General features: G+C 53.5%; 17 protein-coding genes. 7 read left to right on the top strand and 10 right to left on the bottom strand.

Annotated elements, in window-relative coordinates; genetic code table 11:
* Positions 1 to 10: 10 nt before the first annotated feature.
* From ribD to ABKW30_RS15620, 7 genes are all read right to left on the bottom strand, one after another.
* Positions 11 to 1,105 (bottom strand): bifunctional diaminohydroxyphosphoribosylaminopyrimidine deaminase/5-amino-6-(5-phosphoribosylamino)uracil reductase RibD, encoded by a 1,095-nt coding sequence (gene ribD, locus ABKW30_RS15650; protein WP_348599880.1) that lies wholly within the window; start codon positions 1,103 to 1,105, stop codon positions 11 to 13.
* Positions 1,106 to 1,110: 5 nt separating this feature from the next.
* Positions 1,111 to 1,593 (bottom strand): transcriptional regulator NrdR, encoded by a 483-nt coding sequence (gene nrdR, locus ABKW30_RS15645; protein WP_008128388.1) that lies wholly within the window; start codon positions 1,591 to 1,593, stop codon positions 1,111 to 1,113.
* 121 nt (positions 1,594 to 1,714) lie between these two features.
* Entirely contained in the window at positions 1,715 to 3,010 is a 1,296-nt protein-coding gene (glyA, locus tag ABKW30_RS15640; RefSeq protein WP_348599879.1) for a serine hydroxymethyltransferase, read from the bottom strand.
* Between the two features lie 172 nt (positions 3,011 to 3,182).
* Positions 3,183 to 4,463: a L,D-transpeptidase family protein gene (locus tag ABKW30_RS15635; RefSeq protein ID WP_348599878.1), complete on the bottom strand. Its 1,281-nt coding sequence runs from the start codon at positions 4,461 to 4,463 to the stop codon at positions 3,183 to 3,185.
* Between the two features lie 342 nt (positions 4,464 to 4,805).
* A complete protein-coding gene (locus ABKW30_RS15630; RefSeq protein WP_008128391.1) occupies positions 4,806 to 5,321 on the bottom strand; it encodes a winged helix DNA-binding protein in 516 nt (171 codons plus the stop codon).
* 161 nt (positions 5,322 to 5,482) lie between these two features.
* Positions 5,483 to 5,911, bottom strand: coding sequence for a DUF6163 family protein (locus ABKW30_RS15625; protein ID WP_348599877.1), 429 nt, complete (start codon positions 5,909 to 5,911; stop codon positions 5,483 to 5,485).
* On the bottom strand, positions 5,908 to 6,963 hold the full coding sequence (locus tag ABKW30_RS15620; protein ID WP_348599876.1) for an enoyl-CoA hydratase/isomerase family protein: 1,056 nt from the start codon (positions 6,961 to 6,963) through the stop codon (positions 5,908 to 5,910). Before ABKW30_RS15620 ends, ABKW30_RS15625 begins: the two co-directional genes overlap by 4 nt.
* 228 nt (positions 6,964 to 7,191) lie before the next feature.
* Here ABKW30_RS15620 and hemB point away from each other — a divergent pair, with 228 nt between their 5' ends.
* The 5 genes from hemB (at position 7,192) to ABKW30_RS15595 (ending at position 11,055) form a co-directional block, all read left to right on the top strand.
* A complete protein-coding gene (hemB, locus tag ABKW30_RS15615) occupies positions 7,192 to 8,229 on the top strand; it encodes a porphobilinogen synthase (RefSeq protein ID WP_348599875.1) in 1,038 nt (345 codons plus the stop codon).
* Between the two features lie 68 nt (positions 8,230 to 8,297).
* Complete coding sequence (locus tag ABKW30_RS15610; protein WP_348599874.1) at positions 8,298 to 8,768, top strand: RDD family protein; 471 nt, start codon at positions 8,298 to 8,300, stop codon at positions 8,766 to 8,768.
* Between the two features lie 47 nt (positions 8,769 to 8,815).
* Complete coding sequence (locus ABKW30_RS15605; RefSeq protein WP_348599873.1) at positions 8,816 to 9,229, top strand: hypothetical protein; 414 nt, start codon at positions 8,816 to 8,818, stop codon at positions 9,227 to 9,229.
* Between the two features lie 102 nt (positions 9,230 to 9,331).
* Positions 9,332 to 10,081, top strand: coding sequence for an arginyltransferase (locus ABKW30_RS15600; protein WP_348599872.1), 750 nt, complete (start codon positions 9,332 to 9,334; stop codon positions 10,079 to 10,081).
* A 74-nt stretch (positions 10,082 to 10,155) separates the two neighbouring features.
* Positions 10,156 to 11,055, top strand: a complete 900-nt coding sequence (locus ABKW30_RS15595; protein WP_348599871.1) for a DMT family transporter — start codon at positions 10,156 to 10,158, stop codon at positions 11,053 to 11,055.
* A 3-nt stretch (positions 11,056 to 11,058) separates the two neighbouring features.
* Here ABKW30_RS15595 and ABKW30_RS15590 read toward each other — a convergent pair whose 3' ends face one another.
* Positions 11,059 to 11,733 (bottom strand): TetR/AcrR family transcriptional regulator, encoded by a 675-nt coding sequence (locus ABKW30_RS15590; protein ID WP_348599870.1) that lies wholly within the window; start codon positions 11,731 to 11,733, stop codon positions 11,059 to 11,061.
* Here ABKW30_RS15590 and ABKW30_RS15585 point away from each other — a divergent pair.
* The gene (locus tag ABKW30_RS15585) at positions 11,732 to 12,313 is read left to right on the top strand and encodes a DinB family protein (protein ID WP_348599869.1); all 582 of its coding nucleotides are present in this window, start codon (positions 11,732 to 11,734) and stop codon (positions 12,311 to 12,313) included. The genes ABKW30_RS15590 and ABKW30_RS15585 overlap by 2 nt on opposite strands.
* A gap of 53 nt (positions 12,314 to 12,366) precedes the next feature.
* Here the strand turns inward: ABKW30_RS15585 and parC are convergent, their stop codons facing one another.
* A complete protein-coding gene (gene parC, locus ABKW30_RS15580; RefSeq protein WP_348599868.1) occupies positions 12,367 to 14,682 on the bottom strand; it encodes a DNA topoisomerase IV subunit A in 2,316 nt (771 codons plus the stop codon).
* 226 nt (positions 14,683 to 14,908) lie between these two features.
* Between parC and ABKW30_RS15575 the strand changes: the two genes are divergently transcribed.
* On the top strand, positions 14,909 to 16,108 hold the full coding sequence (locus ABKW30_RS15575; RefSeq protein ID WP_348599867.1) for a hypothetical protein: 1,200 nt from the start codon (positions 14,909 to 14,911) through the stop codon (positions 16,106 to 16,108).
* 75 nt (positions 16,109 to 16,183) lie between these two features.
* Here ABKW30_RS15575 and aspS read toward each other — a convergent pair whose 3' ends face one another.
* The gene (gene aspS, locus ABKW30_RS15570) at positions 16,184 to 17,974 is read right to left on the bottom strand and encodes an aspartate--tRNA ligase (protein WP_348599866.1); all 1,791 of its coding nucleotides are present in this window, start codon (positions 17,972 to 17,974) and stop codon (positions 16,184 to 16,186) included.
* Positions 17,975 to 18,000: the final 26 nt, after the last annotated feature.

Raw genomic sequence — 18,000 nt, 5'->3', positions numbered from 1 at the left:
GCGCGGCTCCTTAAAGCGGTCTTATATACTCGCTGTAACGGTCATCGCCGAATTGGGATTCGTACAACAGCTTGAATTCATGAGCCATATGGGAGCGAAGGTCGGGGGCTGCAACCCCACCCTCACCGATCTCCACCGGACCTTCAAACAGCACGATGCGATCGACCAGATTTTCCTCAAGGAAGGAAGCCGCCACCACCGCCCCTCCCTCGACTATCAATGTCGCAATGCCCTGCGCGGCAAGATCATCCAGCAATTCCGGAAGTGCCGTCGCGCCGCAATCGACTTCAGTGGCAAGTATTTTGCACCCGGCAGCGATAAGAGCCTGACGTTTGGCGGAATCCGCCTCTGCACTGGCGGCAATCCAAACAGGGACACTTGCCGCAGTTTTAACCAGTTCGCTATCCATCGGTATCCGCAGCTGGCTGTCGAGGACAATACGTATTGGCGAGCGATGCTCAAGCCCCGCCAACCGGCAGGTCAATTGCGGATCATCAGCAAGCACGGTCCCTATTCCGACGAGGATTGCATCGGTTTCAGCACGCATGACATGCGCCTGCGCTCTCGACACCGGCCCGCTGATTGCTATCTGCCCCTCGCCTTGCCTGCCAATGAAGCCATCGGTGGAAAGCCCAAGTTTCAGAGTCACTTCCGGACGTTTCCTGGAAGATCGAATCAAGTAACCCGCCAGTTCATCGGCGGCTTCGTCAGCCAGTACGCCTGTCACCACTTCGATGCCAGCATCGCGCAAAATGGCATAGCCTTTTCCGGCAACGCGCTCATCAGGATCATTGGCCGCCGATATAACTCGTGTCACCCCTGCCGTAACGAGGGCATTGGCACAAGGCGGTGTTTTTCCGTGATGCGCGCAAGGCTCCAGCGTGACATAGGCTGTCGCACCGCGCGCTTTGTCTCCAGCCTCAAGCAAAGCCTGCGTTTCCGCATGGGGACGCCCGCCAATGGCCGTAACGCCGCGCCCGACAATGACATTATCCTTGACGATGAGCGTTGCCACAGAAGGGTTGGTGCCCGTCAAGCCATGATGGCGGCGCGAAAAACGAATAGCCGCGGCCATATAGCGGCGATCAAGACCAGTCGCTGTCATATGGATCAATCGTCCTCAATCGGGCCGGTTGCAATGTCACTGGCGGTGATCTCATCGATCACATCGTGAAAGTCTTTGGCTTCGCTGAAATTGCGATAAACCGAGGCAAAGCGGATATAGGCGATATCGTCGATGCCCTTGAGTGCATCCATGACCAGACGGCCGATCTCGTCGGAACTGACTTCCGGTTCGCCGGAGCTTTCCAGCTGGCGCACGATACCGGACACAGCGCGTTCAACGCGTTCCTGATCCACTTCGCGCTTGCGCAAAGCCACTTCAACGGAACGCATCAGCTTGTCGCGATCAAACGCAACCCTGCGCCCGCTTTTCTTGATGACCGACAAATCCCGCAACTGCACACGTTCAAATGTCGTAAACCGTCCGCCGCATACAGTACAGATGCGCCGCCTGCGAATGACAGCGCCGTCCTCGGCAGGACGCGAATCTTTCACTTGGGTGTCTTCAGACTGGCAATATGGACAACGCATCGAGGAACTTTCCGGAGATGATTCTGAAATCACCGCGAAGATAGTGTTTTTCGAAGCGAGATTAAAGCGCCCCGGCGATACGCACTGTCAATGAATTGCGATCGCCGGGACGAGAATGTTCTTACTGGCCGAGATATGGGTAAAGCGGGAAGCGGTCAGTCAACGAAATGACTTTCTGCTGGACCGCCTTTTCCACTGCGGCATTGCCTTCGTCGGAATTGGCGACCTTCAGGCCGTCGAGAACTTCCGAGATGAGGTTGCCGATTTCGGTGAACTCTGCCGCGCCAAATCCGCGTGTCGTACCGGCTGGTGTTCCAAGACGCACGCCGGAAGTGACAAATGGCTTTTCCGGATCGAACGGAATGCCGTTCTTGTTGCAAGTGATATTCGCACGGCCAAGGGCCTGTTCCGCACGCTTGCCCGTTGCATTCTTTGGACGCAAATCAACCAGCATCAGATGGTTGTCCGTACCGCCAGATACGATATCGAGACCGTTCTTCTTCAAGGTTTCAGCCAAGGTCTTGGCGTTATCGGCAACGTTCTGTGCATAGACCTTGAAATCCGGCTTGAGCGCTTCGCCAAAGGCAACTGCCTTTGCGGCAATAACGTGCATCAACGGACCACCCTGCAAGCCGGGGAATACGGCGGAGTTCATCTTCTTCGCCAAATCTTCGTCATTGGTGAGGATCATGCCGCCACGAGGACCGCGCAAGGATTTATGCGTCGTAGTGGTTACAACATGCGCGTGGGGCACGGGTGACGGGTGAACACCGGCAGCAACCAAACCTGCGATGTGGGCCATGTCCACCATGAGATAGGCGCCAACGCTGTCGGCGATCTTGCGGAAACGTTCCCAATCCCAAACGCGCGAATAGGCGGTGCCACCAGCGAGAATAAGCTTTGGCTTGGTTTCCTGCGCCTGCTTTTCAATGGCATCCATATCAAGCAGGTGGTCATCCTGGCGCACGCCGTAGGAAACAACCTTGAACCACTTGCCGGACATGTTGACGGGCGAACCATGGGTCAAGTGACCACCTGAATTCAGGTCGAGGCCCATGAATGTATCGCCGGGCTGCAACAAGGCCAGAAACACGGCCTGGTTCATCTGGCTGCCGGAGTTTGGCTGCACATTGGCAAAGTTGCTTCCGAAAAGCTTTTTGGCGCGCTCAATGGCAAGTTCTTCAGCAATATCAACGAACTGGCAACCGCCATAATAGCGCTTGCCCGGATAACCTTCGGCATATTTGTTGGTCATGATCGAACCCTGCGCTTCAAGAACAGCGCGCGAGACAATATTTTCCGATGCGATCAACTCGATTTCATGGCGCTGGCGGCCCAGCTCCTTACGAATGGAACTGAATACTTCCGGATCGATATCTTCGAGCGATGCGTTGAAAAATGTATCTGCATTCGACATGGTGCCTGAACCCTCATTTGCCATCTGGATATTGGTGGGTAGTTGCCGCGCATTATCATACTTAAATAACAGACGCCAATGGCCGATGGGCGAAAACCAATGGTTTGAAACCGCCATAACGAAAAAGACCGCTAATAAGCGGCCTTTGTCTATTCTCAGTTGAAAAATGCAATCAGGTGTTGGTGCCGATCGAAAGAGCTGCCTGACCATCCATCTCGTAAATATCGTCGCGCAGATGAACAACGCCATCACCTGTTGACCACGCCGAAACATATACGAAATGCACCGGCACAGGATTGCTGACGGCAATCGGTGTGTTGACGCGGGAAGCAATCGTTGCCTCCATGGTCTGACGGTCCCAACCCGGCGTATCACGCAGCAGCCAGACATTAAGATCGCGAACGTTCTGAATGCGGACGCAACCGGAAGAGTCAAAACGCATCAGCTTGTTGAACAGACCCTGCGATGGCGTATCATGCATATAAACCGCATATGGGTTCGCAAAGTTGATCTTGGTCGAGGACATGGCGTTGATCTTGCCCGGGTCCTGACGGAACATAAGCTTGACCGCATCATCTGTTGACCAATCAACGCTTTCCGGCGGCACCTCCTCGCGGGTGCGTTCATCGAACAGGCGAATCTTGTTCTTTTCCAGATAGGTCGGGTCCTTGCGCATCAGCGGAATGATATCCTTCTGGATGATCGACTTTGGCGCAGTCCAATAAGGATTGAGGATGACCTCGTGGATTTTTGAGTCGAGGATCGGCGTCTGGCGGTCGATCTTGCCGACAATGGCCGTATGGCGCTGGGCAACACGGCCCGCTTCAACCGCCTCAATCTGCGCGGCCGGAATGTTGACCATGACGTAGCGGGCACCTTGATCTTCCGATGAAAGCTTGCGGACACGCTCAAGATTTGTCTGCAACTGACCAAGGCGAACATCAGCGGTCACGTTCATGGCAGCGAGTGAGTACTGACCCATGACGCCATCGGCAGGCAGGCCGTGACGGGACTGGAAGCGCTTGACTGCCGCATCGACATAGGTATCGAAGGAATTGGAAACACCGGCGCTCTGGGAAAGATCGCCCGCAATGATGAGGCGCTTGCGCATGACGGAAACCGCAGGATCGACAACGCCGAGCTGCATTTTCACATTGCCGGGAACACTTGGCCAGCCACCATTGCCAACAATCTGGCTATAGGTGTTGATGGCGTTTTCGATGAAGGAAACTGTTTCACGGCTTGCAATCGGCTGGAAGCTTGCAACCTTACCGCGATTTGTGGAGCGGGCATCAAACTGGTCATCCCAGTTGCCACGCTTTGGAGCAGAAAGGATATCGCCAATATCGGATTGTTGAGCAAAGGCGGACGAAGCAACTGCCGCCATGCCTGCTGTTGCAACACCGGTCAAAAATGCGCGGCGGTCCAGCGCTGACGATCCAAATTTTTTCATGTTCTTGTCCAACCTGTTGGAAGCTCTGTATTCAAGCTGCTCACAGCAATGCGCAGAAGCAGATTTGGTTTCCAAAAATATCAGGAACATCCTTAATAAACATCAACTTTCCGCGGAGTATAGCGCGATTGTGATGTTTACGCGACACACGTCCCGTGAGACGTAACAGATGCTGCACTGACATGAAGTATCGGAGCGTGCATTTGCATTCCATTATGGCGGATTGATGACTGTTCTGCCGCAAACCTGATGGCTCTGTATTTTGAGGGCTCGAACAAAAAATAGACAAAGCCCGCCTTTGCTGCCTGCAAAGCCGGGCTTTTGTTATTATGCTACCGCAGATTACATGCGGTAGGCGATGCTGTCGTTCCAGAAGCGGTCAAGACGCTGCAAAGCCTTGTTCATCGACTGGAATTCTTCTGCCTTGATGCCGCCAACGTGTTCGATGGATGCAACGTGGCGCTCGTAAAGACCGGCAACGAGTTCGGCAACTTCCGAGCCCTTCTCAGTCAGGCTGACGCGAACCGAACGGCGATCGGTGCGTGAACGTTCATGAGAGATGAAGCCAAGTTCGACGAGCTTCTTCAGATTGTAGGAAACATTCGAGCCCAGATAGTAGCCGCGGCTGCGAAGTTCACCGGCCGTCAATTCCGCATTGCCGATGTTGAAAAGAAGCAATGCCTGAATGGCGTTGATGTCGCTGCGGCCATTGCGGTCGAATTCGTCCTTGACCACATCAAGTAACCGGCGATGCAAGCGCTCGACCAATTGAAGTGCTTCAAGATATAGTGTGCGCAATGCTGTATCATTTATTGTAGAATTCGAGCTTGCGCCAGACTTTCTCTGTACGTTGTTCATAATACCTGCCTCACTGTTGTTTCGGTGTATTTTTCTCACCGTTGAGCAGACACTATCGAATACGCATAAAATTCGACTTAAAACATAGACTTAACAGTATCTTACCGGCACTGAATCAATTTCTAACTTAATGAAGACTTACCGACGGGCAATAATGGAGTTCAGCGCACGGGCATCGCCTGCTGGCGTTTCTGCAAAAACAGTACGACGCGGAAAGCGATATAAAGCAAAGCTACACAGCCATGAATGATGGCAATCTGTGGCCGGTAGAAGAAGAATTCCGAGAACACCGTGAACATCAGGGTTTCGCCGAGTGCGGCAACAAACCAGATGACCGGTCCCCATGAAACCATCATCCAAAGACCTGTCGATGCGACGGGATAAAGCATTGCCAAAGAAACTGAAGCGACCTTCCATTGCCAAGGCATGAGATCAAAGCGCCAAAGCAGACCTTCATAATAGCCGCTGATCTGCGCCCAGTAGCCCACTCCGGAGACAAGGGAATAAATAGCCACAAGCCGGAGGAACCAGACAAAGCCGGTTTGGGCCATTGTCGGATCGAACGGCAGATGGGTGGGCTTATCGTTCATGTCAGTTGCAATTCCCGCTCGCCCAGTGATGCAAAATAGGCATCGATCATTTCAGGCGTTATATCTTCGATTTTCGCGGGACTCCACACGGGCGAATTGTCCTTGTCCACAAGAAGTGCCCGCACACCTTCATAAAAATCGCGATTCTCAAGCATGCGGGAAAGAATGCGGTACTCCATTTGCATGCACTGATCCATATCGAGTTCACGCCCCTCCTCTATCTGGCGGAAGCTAACATGCAGACTTGTCGGCGAGCGGGTCTTGATGAGATCAAGAAGTTTCTGCGCTTCTTCGCTGCCATTGACCCCAGCCGCGGCGAGGCGGATGAGACAACCACCCAAAGTTGGCGAGTCGAACAACACGCTGATCATGTCGCGCATCGCTTCCGATGTTTCAAAGTCAGGATTCACGGTTTTACCCTTGAGCGCCTTTTCCGGGTCGCCTGATCTTATCAGGCTGCGTTTGAGCTTTTCCTTGTCTTCCGCCTTTATCGCATGGGTGGCAATGCCGCTTTGCAGGCAATCGCCCTGCTTTATCCTGTTGCCGGTCAAGGCAAGATAGGTGCCGAAATGTTCGGGCAAATGCGGCAGGAACGCACTGCCGCCGACATCCGGGAAAAAGCCGATGCCGACTTCCGGCATGGCAAAAGTAACGTTCTCGGTAACGATACGGTGCGAGCCATGAACAGAAATGCCGACACCTCCGCCCATCACAATGCCATCGATCAGTGAAATATAGGGCTTGGGATAATGCCTTATATAAGCATTGAGGCGGTATTCATCGGCAAAGAAATCATAGAGCGGCGCACCTGAGCGGCCAGCATGGTAGACAGCAAGAATATCGCCGCCCGCACAGAAAGCACGCCCCTCACCTTCAACAATGACGCAATGGACCCCTTCATCGGTTGCCCAGGCAATGAGTGCTTTATGCAGCGCGTTGACCATCACCCGCGTCAGCGCATTTAGCGCTTTGGGACGCGTCAATCGAACAAGGCCAGCTTTACCGCGCCGTTCGAACGCGATCTCCCCCATGCCGCCAAAATCGATTTCCATGCATTCTCCATTATTTGCGGGCAAGGTTAGGAAAATACGACAGGCCGCGTCAATGGATCACATATTTATCACGAGACGGATTTGCTGCCTCGCGAGGCATATATTCTGGCGATGAAAAAGCAAACGTCATTCGATGGCTGGGCAATTCGTCCAATAGCCAGAAATAATTTTGGGGTTATGTGAAGGTGACGATCCTGTTAAAACCATTCTAAACAGCAGGCAGGAAATATGAACAAGCATCCAGCATTCCAAAGGCACGCGCCAAGGACCGTTGACGAAATTACCCAGAGCCGACGCTTGCGCCGCATGCGTAAGGCTGATTGGTCACGCCGACTGGTTCAGGAAAACCAGCTGACGGTAAACGATCTGATCTGGCCGATTTTCCTTTGTGAAGGTGAAAACCGGCGCGAAGATATCGCAGCGATGCCCGGCGTGCAGCGTTTCTCAGTAGACATGGCTGTGCGCGAAGCCGAGCGTGCGGCCAAGCTTGGTATTCCCGCTATTGCAACATTCGCCAATATTGCCTCCGAACTGCGCGATGAGGCAGGCTCGGGCATTCTCGATCCGGATAATCTGATCAACCGCGCAACGCGCGCGATCAAGGATGCAGTGCCTGAAATCGGCATGATTACCGATGTGGCGCTAGATCCTTTTACCAGCCACGGCCATGATGGCATTCTGCGCGACGGTATTATTGTCAATGACGAAACCGTGGCGCAGATCACACAAGGCGCTGTGCTGCAGGCGGCAGCTGGCGCTGATATCATTGCGCCGTCAGACATGATGGATGGCCGTATTGGTGCCATCCGCGATGCGCTGGACCAGAACGGTTTTCAGGACGTGGCTATCATGGCTTATGCCACCAAATTCGCGTCCGCATTCTATGGCCCATACCGCGAAGCTATCGGCACTTCCGGCCGGCTCAAGGGTGACAAGAAAACCTATTATATCGATCCTGCGAACAGCGATGAAGCCGTACGCGAGGCCGAACAGGATCTCGCCGAGGGTGCGGATTCGCTGATGGTCAAACCCGGTCTGCCTTATCTCGACATCATCCACCGGCTGAAGGAAACCTTTGCCGTTCCAACTTTCGCTTATCAGGTGTCCGGCGAATATACGATGATCAAGGCCGCCGGTGCCAATGGCTGGATAGACGAAGAGCGCGTCATGATGGAAACGCTGCTTGCGTTCAAACGCGCTGGCTGCGATGGCATTCTTACCTATTTTGCACCTTTGGTTGCAGAACGATTGAAGGCTGGCACTTGAATTTATCGTCCTGAATTCCCAATTTCAGGAGAATGGCCGTTCGGCCATCACTTGAAACAGGAAATGAAATGAACGCGAAAACCCTTGATGGCGAAATAATTACGGATCGTCTCGAAGATTGGCGCTTGTATCAGGGCGTACGCACAAGCCGTGTATTCGCCTTTCTGATCGACTATGCGATCGTGTTTCTTCTGTGTATTCCGGTAGCAATCCTGGTCTTTATTCTTGGCATAGCAACACTGGGGTTGGGCTGGATGCTCTATGGCATCATGTTTCCGGCTGTTGCTCTGCTCTATGTTTACAGCACTCTCGGCGGTTCACGACAGGCGACCAAGGGCATGCAGATGATGGGGCTGAAGCTGGAGCGCCTTGATGGCGAAAAGGTCGATGGCCTGTTTGCAGTTGTGCATACAGTTCTCTTTTGGGGCCTCAACGTCGTATTGACGCCCTTCATACTGCTCGCCACATTCTTCCTCGACCGCAAACGGACCTTACACGACCTTCTGCTCGGAACTGTTGTGGTCAGGGCTTACAATTAAACTTTCAGGGCTCCCATCCGGGAGCCTTTCTTCTTGGCATTGAAATTATGAAAAGATTCAAACTCGTTGCTGCGGCAATTGCCCTGCTCGCCCTATCGGGCAATGCTGGCTACGCGGCCTCACCCGCAGGTAAATTCTGCGGCGAAGTGATATCCTATGGGGACTATCAAGACATACAGACCAATCTGAATGTTGACAGGGATGGCCGTATATCAGGAACCTACAAAATAGACGGACAGGCCGGACGCACCGACGGCAATATCGTTGAAAAAGACCGGACGAGCCCCACAGAACGCACCCTGATCTGGACTGACAAGGATGGCACCGGGTTGTTGTTATTGCACTTCAGCGAAAACTATCAGGACTTCAAGGCTGCCTGGGGCGGTTCGACCAATGGACGTTTTGACCCGCCGATCCATTCATGGAACGGCTCACGCTGTCCGGTAAACCCGGCGCCTTAATACGACACACGCGACATTCACTCTGCGATGCAATATAATTGAATTGACGTTTTAGGCGGTCATACGATTCTATAGCTGTTACAGAGTATTCCAGGAACATGGATGACCCATCAACCGCAGCAATCTCCGCAGTTCTTTCTAACAGCGCCCTCGCCGTGTCCCTATCTGGACGGACAGCTTGAACGCAAGGTGTTCACTCATCTTGTCGGTGGACGCGCCAGCGAACTGAATGATCTGCTGACCCAAGGTGGCTTCCGGCGCTCGCAGAACATTGCTTACCGACCAGCCTGTGAGAATTGCAGGGCTTGTGTTTCCGTGCGTATTCTTGCAGGTGAGTTCGCTCAGGATAAATCCATGCGCCGTGTGTGGAACCGCAATCGCGACCTGATTGGCAATATCCATCACGCCGAACCCTCCACCGAACAATATTCACTGTTCAGGCATTATCTGGATGCGCGCCACAATAAGGGCGGCATGTCGGAAATGACTGTGCTCGACTATGCCATGATGGTGGAAGACACGCATGTGCCCACGCAGATCATCGAGTATCGTCGCCGTGGACCTGACAGCTTCATTACGCAAAAGGGTGAAGGCGAACTGATCGCTGTCGCCCTGACCGATATCATGGGCGATGGGCTATCCATGGTCTATTCGTTCTTCAATCCCGAACATGCAAGCCGTTCGCTCGGCACATTCATGATCCTCGACCATATCCAGCGAGCTGCTGCTGCCGGCCTGCCGCATGTCTATCTTGGATATTGGGTCGAAGGCTCCCGCAAGATGCAGTATAAAATCCGTTATCAGCCGCAGGAACATCTCGGCATGAAGGGTTGGGAACGCCGCACGCCCTGACGGCTCTGGACGGCAAGGCGCCTTGCCGCTAGACCACGCGGCACAATCAAAAGAATCCCCGGAAATCCCGCCGCATGTCACAACTTCATCTCGACCACCGCAAAGGCTTGCTCATTACCGGCATCGGAGGTCTGGTGCTTTCCGCAGACATTCCTTTACTGCGCCTCGGGCAAGGTGAAACGTGGTCGACATTGCTGCTGCGCAGTTCGACGACCTTCATATGCGCCCTGATCATCTGGGCCGCGTGGAACATGATCACCGGCAAACGACGCCAGATGTTGCCGGGCAAAACTGGTTTTCTGGTTGCTGCACTCTACGGCATGGCCTCGATTGCGTTCATGACTGCTGTATACAATACAAAAACAGCCAATCTCGTTTTCATCCTCGCCTTCAACACGGTGTTTGCTGCGCTACTTTCATGGATATTCCTGAAAGAACGCCCAAAGGCTGTTACCTTTATCGCCATGTTCCTGATGCTGATAGGCGTCGGGATTATCGTGCGCGAAGGGCTGTCCGCAGGCCATGTGTTCGGCGATCTGATGGGTCTGCTTTCAACCTTCATTCTCGCCTCGGCAATTACAGTTACCCGCGCATCGGGCAAGGATATGAGCTTCGCCGCCATGATGGGAACTGCAGTGCCGATAGTGGTTGCTGCGTTCATGGTTTCTCAGAATGGTTTTAGCGTTGCCGTGCCAGGCTGGATCATCTTCAACGGTGCGGTGGTGACGACAATCGCCTTCATCTGCCTCGCAACCGGACCGCGCTTTCTGTCAGGACCGGAAGTCGCGATGTTCTATCTGCTCGAAACAGTACTTACGCCAATCTGGGTTTGGCTGGTGTTTTCCGAACGTCCGACTGATGCCACGTTGATTGGGGGCATTATTATCATTTCAGCGCTGATAGGGCATTCGCTCTGGCAAATGTTTCACTCGCACAGGCGAGCACGGACGACGGCAATCCGCCATCCGATTTAAAAGTCACGATTCACTATCCTGAGCCGAGTTTTCCCGATTGGAATAGCTTAGATAGCCCCGGATCATACGAACGAGTTGCTGTTGCAGCTCCACTGAATCGAGCATTCCTCTTCTGGCAGCATTGTGAATAACCCCGTCAAGGGCATCTGATAGCACGAGTGCCATGCTCTTCATCGGCGCACTTTCCGCAGAGGTTAGATAGGCAGCAATAGCGGATTGGTAGTGCCCCATATATTCCGCTTCGAACGCATCGTTCGGATCATCAAGGCCTTTATAAATCGGCGCTTCATCAAGAAGTACCCGGTGAAGCCCGGGGTGCAGGCGATGAGCCGCAATAAGTTCTTGCACAAGGTTTTCCGCAAACTGTTTGAGTGGCATCCGCTCACCGCCCAATTTCCGCATAATCATCAAACAATCATCAAGATGCCGACGGCGGATTGCTCCGACCAGCGACATTTTATCCGGAAAGTACTGGTACAGGGAGCCGATGCTGACACCCGCAACATTCGCCACCTTATTGGTCGTAAATCCGGACCATCCCTGATCGCTCAAAATGCGAGCACCAGCACTGATTATGGCTTCAACTGTTACTTTCGAACGAGCTTGCCGAGGCTCTTTTCGCATAGCTGCTGCCTCTTTCTGTACTGTATGGTCTATGGAGGGAATGCGAGTAGACATGGACCGCGCTCTCAACGAAGATGTGAGCATATCACTCACATTTTTCGACGAGAAAGGCTACCTGATTATGAGTGCTTTAAACCTATTGCAGACGCTTTTTAGCTATCAGGCCTGGGCAAATAATGACCTGTTTGAAAAAATTGAAAGCCTTGATCTGGGGTTACATTTCAAGGAGCAGCAAACCGCAGTAAGGCTTATCAACCACGCCTATATTGTGGGGCGGATTTTTGCCGCACATTTGCAAAACATCAGGCATGATTATTCCAGCGACAACACTCCGGAAACCCCGGCATTGGCTGAATTGCGGGCAGCCGTTTCAGCGTCAGATCAATGGTATTTGGATTATCTGGCACAACTTGGTGATGAACAATTATCCAAACCCATCCCATTCATATTTACCGACGGCGACAAGGGCTCGATGACGCGGGAGGAGATGCTTCTGCATATCGTCACTCACAGCGGTTATCACCGTGGCGAAATCGGTCGTTTGCTTGGCAGTATTGGCATTACACCACCATGGGATACGCTTGCTGTCTACCTCCATAGCAGCGAACCGCACCGCAGGCTGTCCATCGCTTAATCAGAACCTGCTTGCAGGTTCAGAACGGCAACTCGGGTATCCATTCTATCAGATCAAGAGAACTTACCTGAGCGCGGGAACCCCTTTGGAACCATACGGCCAGCAGTTGCACGTGGGCCCACCCATTCCAGCAATTCAAGTTTTCCACGTGTGAAACTGCGACCGGAAGCATCCTGCCATGTCAGCCCCTGCTCCATCGTAAAGATGCGAATATCCGCAACACCGCCGTCCTTGTAGCGTTGCAGACGCACGCCCTTGCCGCGTCCAAGCTCCGGCACATCAGCCAGCGGGAAGACCAGCAGTTTGCGGTTCTCACCGACAATGGCAACGCTATCGCCGACGACCGGCACGCAATGACGCGCTTCGTCCGGCGATTTGACGTTCATCACCTGTTTGCCTTTGCGTGTATTGGCAATGACATCCGCTTCAGGAACGATAAAGCCATTACCGACGTGCGAAGACAGAAACAGCTTGCGCTCCGGATTGTGTACGAAGGCCGTGACGATATCCTGATCATTTTCCATATCGACAATGATCCGGATCGGTTCGCCATGGCCGCGTCCACCCGGAAGGCTGTTCGCGCCAATGGTGTAGAATTTTCCACCGGTCGTCAGAACGAGGATGCGGTCGGTCGTTTCCGCATGGAAAGCCAGCTTGAGCTTGTCGCCTTCCTTGAAGGTCAGCGTGGCAAAGTCCGCCAAATGCCCCTTCATTGCCCGCAGCCAGCCCTTTTCCGACACGACAACCGTTACCGGCTCACGCTCGATCATGGCGTGGTGGATATCGGTCAAATCATGCGTCGGAGCATCGGCAAAGGTTGTGCGGCGTTTGCCGACAAGCGTGTCCGGGCCGTACTTCTTCTGCATTTCGGAAATTTGCCATGAGATCGTCTGCCATTGCTTTGGTTCTGATCCCAGCAGTTCCTCGATCTGCTTCTTTTCAGCGCTCAATCCATCGAATTCCTTGCGGATTTCAAACTCTTCAAGCTTGCGCAAAGAACGCAGGCGCATGTTGAGAATGGCTTCCGCCTGATTATCGGTCAGTTCAAAGCGGCGGATCATCTCCTGCTTCGGCTCGTCTTCCTCGCGGATGATGCGAATGACTTCATCAATATTCAGGTAGGCAATCAACATGCCGCCGAGGATTTCCAGACGGCGCTCGATTTCACCGAGGCGATGCCGCGAGCGGCGGATGAGCACTTCCTTGCGATGCTCAAGCCATTGCTTCAGCACCTCACGCAGCGAAAGAACGTTTGGCACCTTGCCATGCGACAGAACGTTCATGTTCAGCGGAAAGCGGGTCTCAAGCTCGCTCAGCTTGAACAGCGATTCCATGAGAATATCGGGATTGACGCTCCGGCTCTTTGGCTCAAGCACAAGGCGAACGTCTTCGGTCGATTCATCCCGCACATCATCCAGCAGTGGAAGCTTCTTGGCGATCAGAAGTTCGGCGATCTTTTCAATGAGGCGTGATTTTTGCACCTGATAGGGAATCTCGCCAATGACGATATTCCACGTGCCTCGTCCCAGATCCTCCGTAGCCCAACGTGCGCGCAAACGGAAACCGCCACGACCAGCCTTGTAGGCTTCGACAATTGCATCCCAGCTTTCAACAAGAATGCCGCCTGTGGGGAAATCCGGGCCACGAACCTTGCATTTCAACAGGGCTTTAGGGTTGTCTTTGCTTTCCGCTTCGAGGGCGGCCCATTCATCCGGCGAGGTCATCAACTCCTCAACCGTCGCGTCGGGATGCTGGATCAGATGTAGCGCCGCCGCACAAAGCTCGGAAACATTGTGGGGAGGAATCGACGTAGCCATGCCTACCGCAATGCCTGACGAGCCATTGGCAAGGAGGTTCGGGAAAGCACCGGGAAGAACGATTGGTTCTTCGTCTTCCTCATTATAGGTCGGCCGGAAGTCGACCGCATCTTCGGTAATGCCTTCCAGCAGCAGCATGGCAACATCGGTCATGCGGGCTTCGGTGTAACGCATGGCAGCGGGGTTATCGCCATCAATATTGCCGAAGTTCCCCTGCCCGTCGACAACCGGGTAACGTACCGCAAAATCCTGGCTCAGGCGCACAAGCGCATCATAGATCGACTGATCGCCGTGGGGATGGAACTTACCCATGACCTCGCCGACGATACGCGCGCATTTTGCATAGGACTGATCGGGGGAAAGACGCAGCAAACGCATGGCATGCATGATGCGGCGATGAACGGGCTTCAAACCGTCCCGCACGTCCGGCAAGGCACGGTGCATGATCGTTGATAGAGCATAGGCAAGATAGCGCTCTTCCAGCGCTGCCTTCAGATCAACCGGTTCGACATTATCATCGCCATCGTCTGGCGGAATCAGGCTTTTTCCCATGTGAATGGACTATCAAGACAAGGATTCACGAGCAAGCAATGATTCGCTCAGATCACAGGCTGATGTGGCCGGAAAGCTCGTTCTGTTGAACAAAGCTTGCCTTCGAGCGCCAAATCTGACTTTCTAGCGCCCGAATTGCAATTATTGCCGTTTGACCAGTGGCTGTCACAGTTTTGCCGCGCCTCATGTAATAGGTACGATTATTGATATTAACAAGGAACAAACTATGCGTCCAACCACCCCTGTAAAATCCGGCTTGCGCCTTCTGGCTGCAACCTCTGCTCTCGTTGTCGTATTTGCCGGTTCAGCCTTTGCCGTCGACGGAAATGCTGTCGCTGCACGTTTGAAGGCCGTTTATGCCGAACAGGGTGGTGTGATTGAGTACAGCAATGTTGAAACCAATGGCTCGACCATCGTTCTTAAAGAAACGAAAGTTTCAACAGCGGGTGTCAAAGAAACCTTTACTGCCGGTGATGTAACGCTTTCCGATGTCAGCGATGTTTCCGGCGGCGGCTTCAAAATCGGCTCCATGACCATTCCAGACATCAGTTTCTCCCCTGAGGGCGATGACAAGGGCAAGGTAACCGTCGAAGGCATCGCGCTCGAAGGCATTACATTGCCAGCCGAGGGTGCGACCGAGCCCCTCGCAAAAATCCTTCAATATGAGAAGGCTGAGGTGAAGCACATTGGTGTTAATGCCAAGGGCAAGGACGTTTTCCTTGCCGATGGCATCACAGCGACGATTTCACCGCTGACAGAGACATCGCCTGTCGCTTTCACAACGAATGTTGAAAGCTTCAAGGCTGATCTGTCAGATGTAGAGGATCCAAAGACCAAAGAAGCATTGACCGCTCTTGGTTATCAAACGCTGTCCGGCAAGATCGACGTCAACGGCACATGGAATGTTCCGGATGGTCGTCTAAACATCGAGAAAATGGACTTTATTACCAATGATGCCGGTACACTTGGGATCAAATTGGACATTTCCGGTTACACACTTGATTTCATCAAGGGTCTGCAGGAAGCCACCAAGAACATGGAAGGCAAGCCTGACGATGCACAGGGCATGGCAATGCTCGGCCTGATGCAACAGTTGAGCTTCACCGGCGCTTCGGTTCGTTTTGAAGACGATTCGGTGACGTACAAGGCGCTCGATTATGTTGCCCAGCAGCAGGGTGCCAAGCGCGGAGACCTGATCAATCAGGCCAAGGCAATCGTTCCAATGGCCGCAGCGCAGTTGGGTGATGCAGAATTTGCCCAGACTCTCGGCACGGCAGTCGGTGCTTATCTCGATGATCCAAAGACAATCGAGATCAAGGCAGCTCCGCCAAAGTCGGTTCCATTCGCGATCATCGCAGCGGGCGGCATGGCCGATCCAAAGTCGCTGCTCAAGACACTTGGCGTTACAGTAATCGCGAACCAGTAAGGTTGACGGAGACAACAAAAAGCCCGGCAGCAATGCCGGGCTTTTTGTTTGTCCAGAGTCGGTTAGAAGAAGTTTTTAAACCTCTTTCTTCACCGGATTAAGGCGAATGTTCAGGTCACGCAACTGTGCCTGCGACACATCCGATGGCGCATTCATCAGCAAGTCATAGGCCTGCTGGTTCATTGGGAACATGGTGATTTCACGCAGATTCTTTGCGCCAACGAGCAGCATGACAATACGATCAACACCAGCAGCCATGCCGCCATGGGGCGGTGCGCCATACTGGAATGCGCGGTACAGACCGCCGAAGCGCTCTTCCACAGTTTCACGCGAATGACCGACAGTCTCAAAAGCCTTGACCATCGTGTCCGGCAGATGGTTGCGGATACCGCCGGAAGCGATTTCGAAACCATTGCAAACCATATCGTACTGGAACGCCTTGATTGTCAGCGGGTCCTGATTTTCCAGCGCATCCATGCCACCCTGCGGCATCGAGAACGGGTTGTGAGCAAAATCGATCTTCTTCTCGTCTTCGAGCCACTCGAAGAACGGGAAATCAACAATCCAGCAGAGCGCGAACTGATCGCGATCAACAAGGTTCAATTCCTCACCAGCACGGGTACGAGCCGCACCTGCAAAGGAAACGAACTTTTTCGGATCGCCAGCAACAAAGAATGCCGCGTCGCCATCATCAAGGCCGAGCTGAACACGCAAGGCTTCCGTACGTTCCGGCCCGATGTTTTTGGCCAGCGGACCAGCGCCTTCAAGGCTCTCGCCTTCTTTACGCCAGAAGATATAGCCAAGGCCGGGCTGGCCTTCGCTTTGCGCCCAGGAGTTCATGCGGTCACAGAATGCGCGCGAACCGCCGGTTTTTGCCGGAATAGCCCAGACTTCGACCTTTGGGTCATTGGCGATCATGTTGGCGAAGACTTTGAAGCCCGAACCAGCGAAATGCTCGGTCACAGCCTGCATTTCGATGGGGTTGCGCAGGTCTGGCTTGTCTGAGCCATATTTGCGCATGGCGTCGTCATAGGCGATGCGCGGAAATTCCTTGGTGACGCGCTTGCCCTCGGCAAACTCTTCGAAAACACCACGTAGAACAGGCTCCATCGTGGCGAGAACATCGTTTTGTTCAACAAAGCTCATTTCAACGTCGAGCTGATAGAACTCACCCGGCAGACGATCGGCACGTGGATCTTCATCGCGGAAGCAAGGCGCAATCTGGAAGTAACGGTCGAAACCGGACATCATGATCAGCTGTTTGTACTGCTGTGGCGCCTGCGGCAAAGCGTAGAACTTGCCGGGATGAATACGGCTCGGCACAAGGAAGTCGCGCGCGCCTTCCGGCGAAGAAGCAGTCAGAATCGGCGTCGAAAACTCGGTAAAATTGATCTCGCTCATGCGGCGGCGCATCGCAGCGATGATCTTCGTGCGCTGCATGATGTTTTTATGCAGCGTATCACGGCGCAGATCGAGGAAGCGGTACTTGAGGCGGATGTCTTCCGGATAATCGAGTTCACCAAACACCGGCAAAGGCAGTTCCTTCGCAGCCGAGAGAACTTCGATCTCGCGGGCAAACACCTCAATCTCGCCTGTTGGCATATTGGCGTTTACAGTGTCTTCCGTACGCGCCTTAACTTCACCGTCAACACGGATAACCCATTCACCGCGCAAGGTTTCTGCCAGTTTGAACGCTGGCGAATCCGGATTGGCGACGATCTGCGTCAGACCGTAATGGTCGCGAATATCAATGAAGAGAATCCCGCCATGGTCGCGGACACGGTGGACCCAACCGGAAAGACGAACTGTCGAACCAACGTCCGATTTACGCAAGGCGGCGCAGGTATGGCTGCGGTAACGGTGCATGATATGTGCCTCTGATTAGATATGGC

It is taken from the genome of Phyllobacterium sp. SB3 (genome assembly GCF_040009165.1).
In the GTDB taxonomy this organism is placed as follows: domain Bacteria; phylum Pseudomonadota; class Alphaproteobacteria; order Rhizobiales; family Rhizobiaceae; genus Phyllobacterium.
The sequence above is the reverse complement of the archived record's forward strand: the minus strand, read 5'-3'. Positions and strand labels throughout refer to the sequence as shown.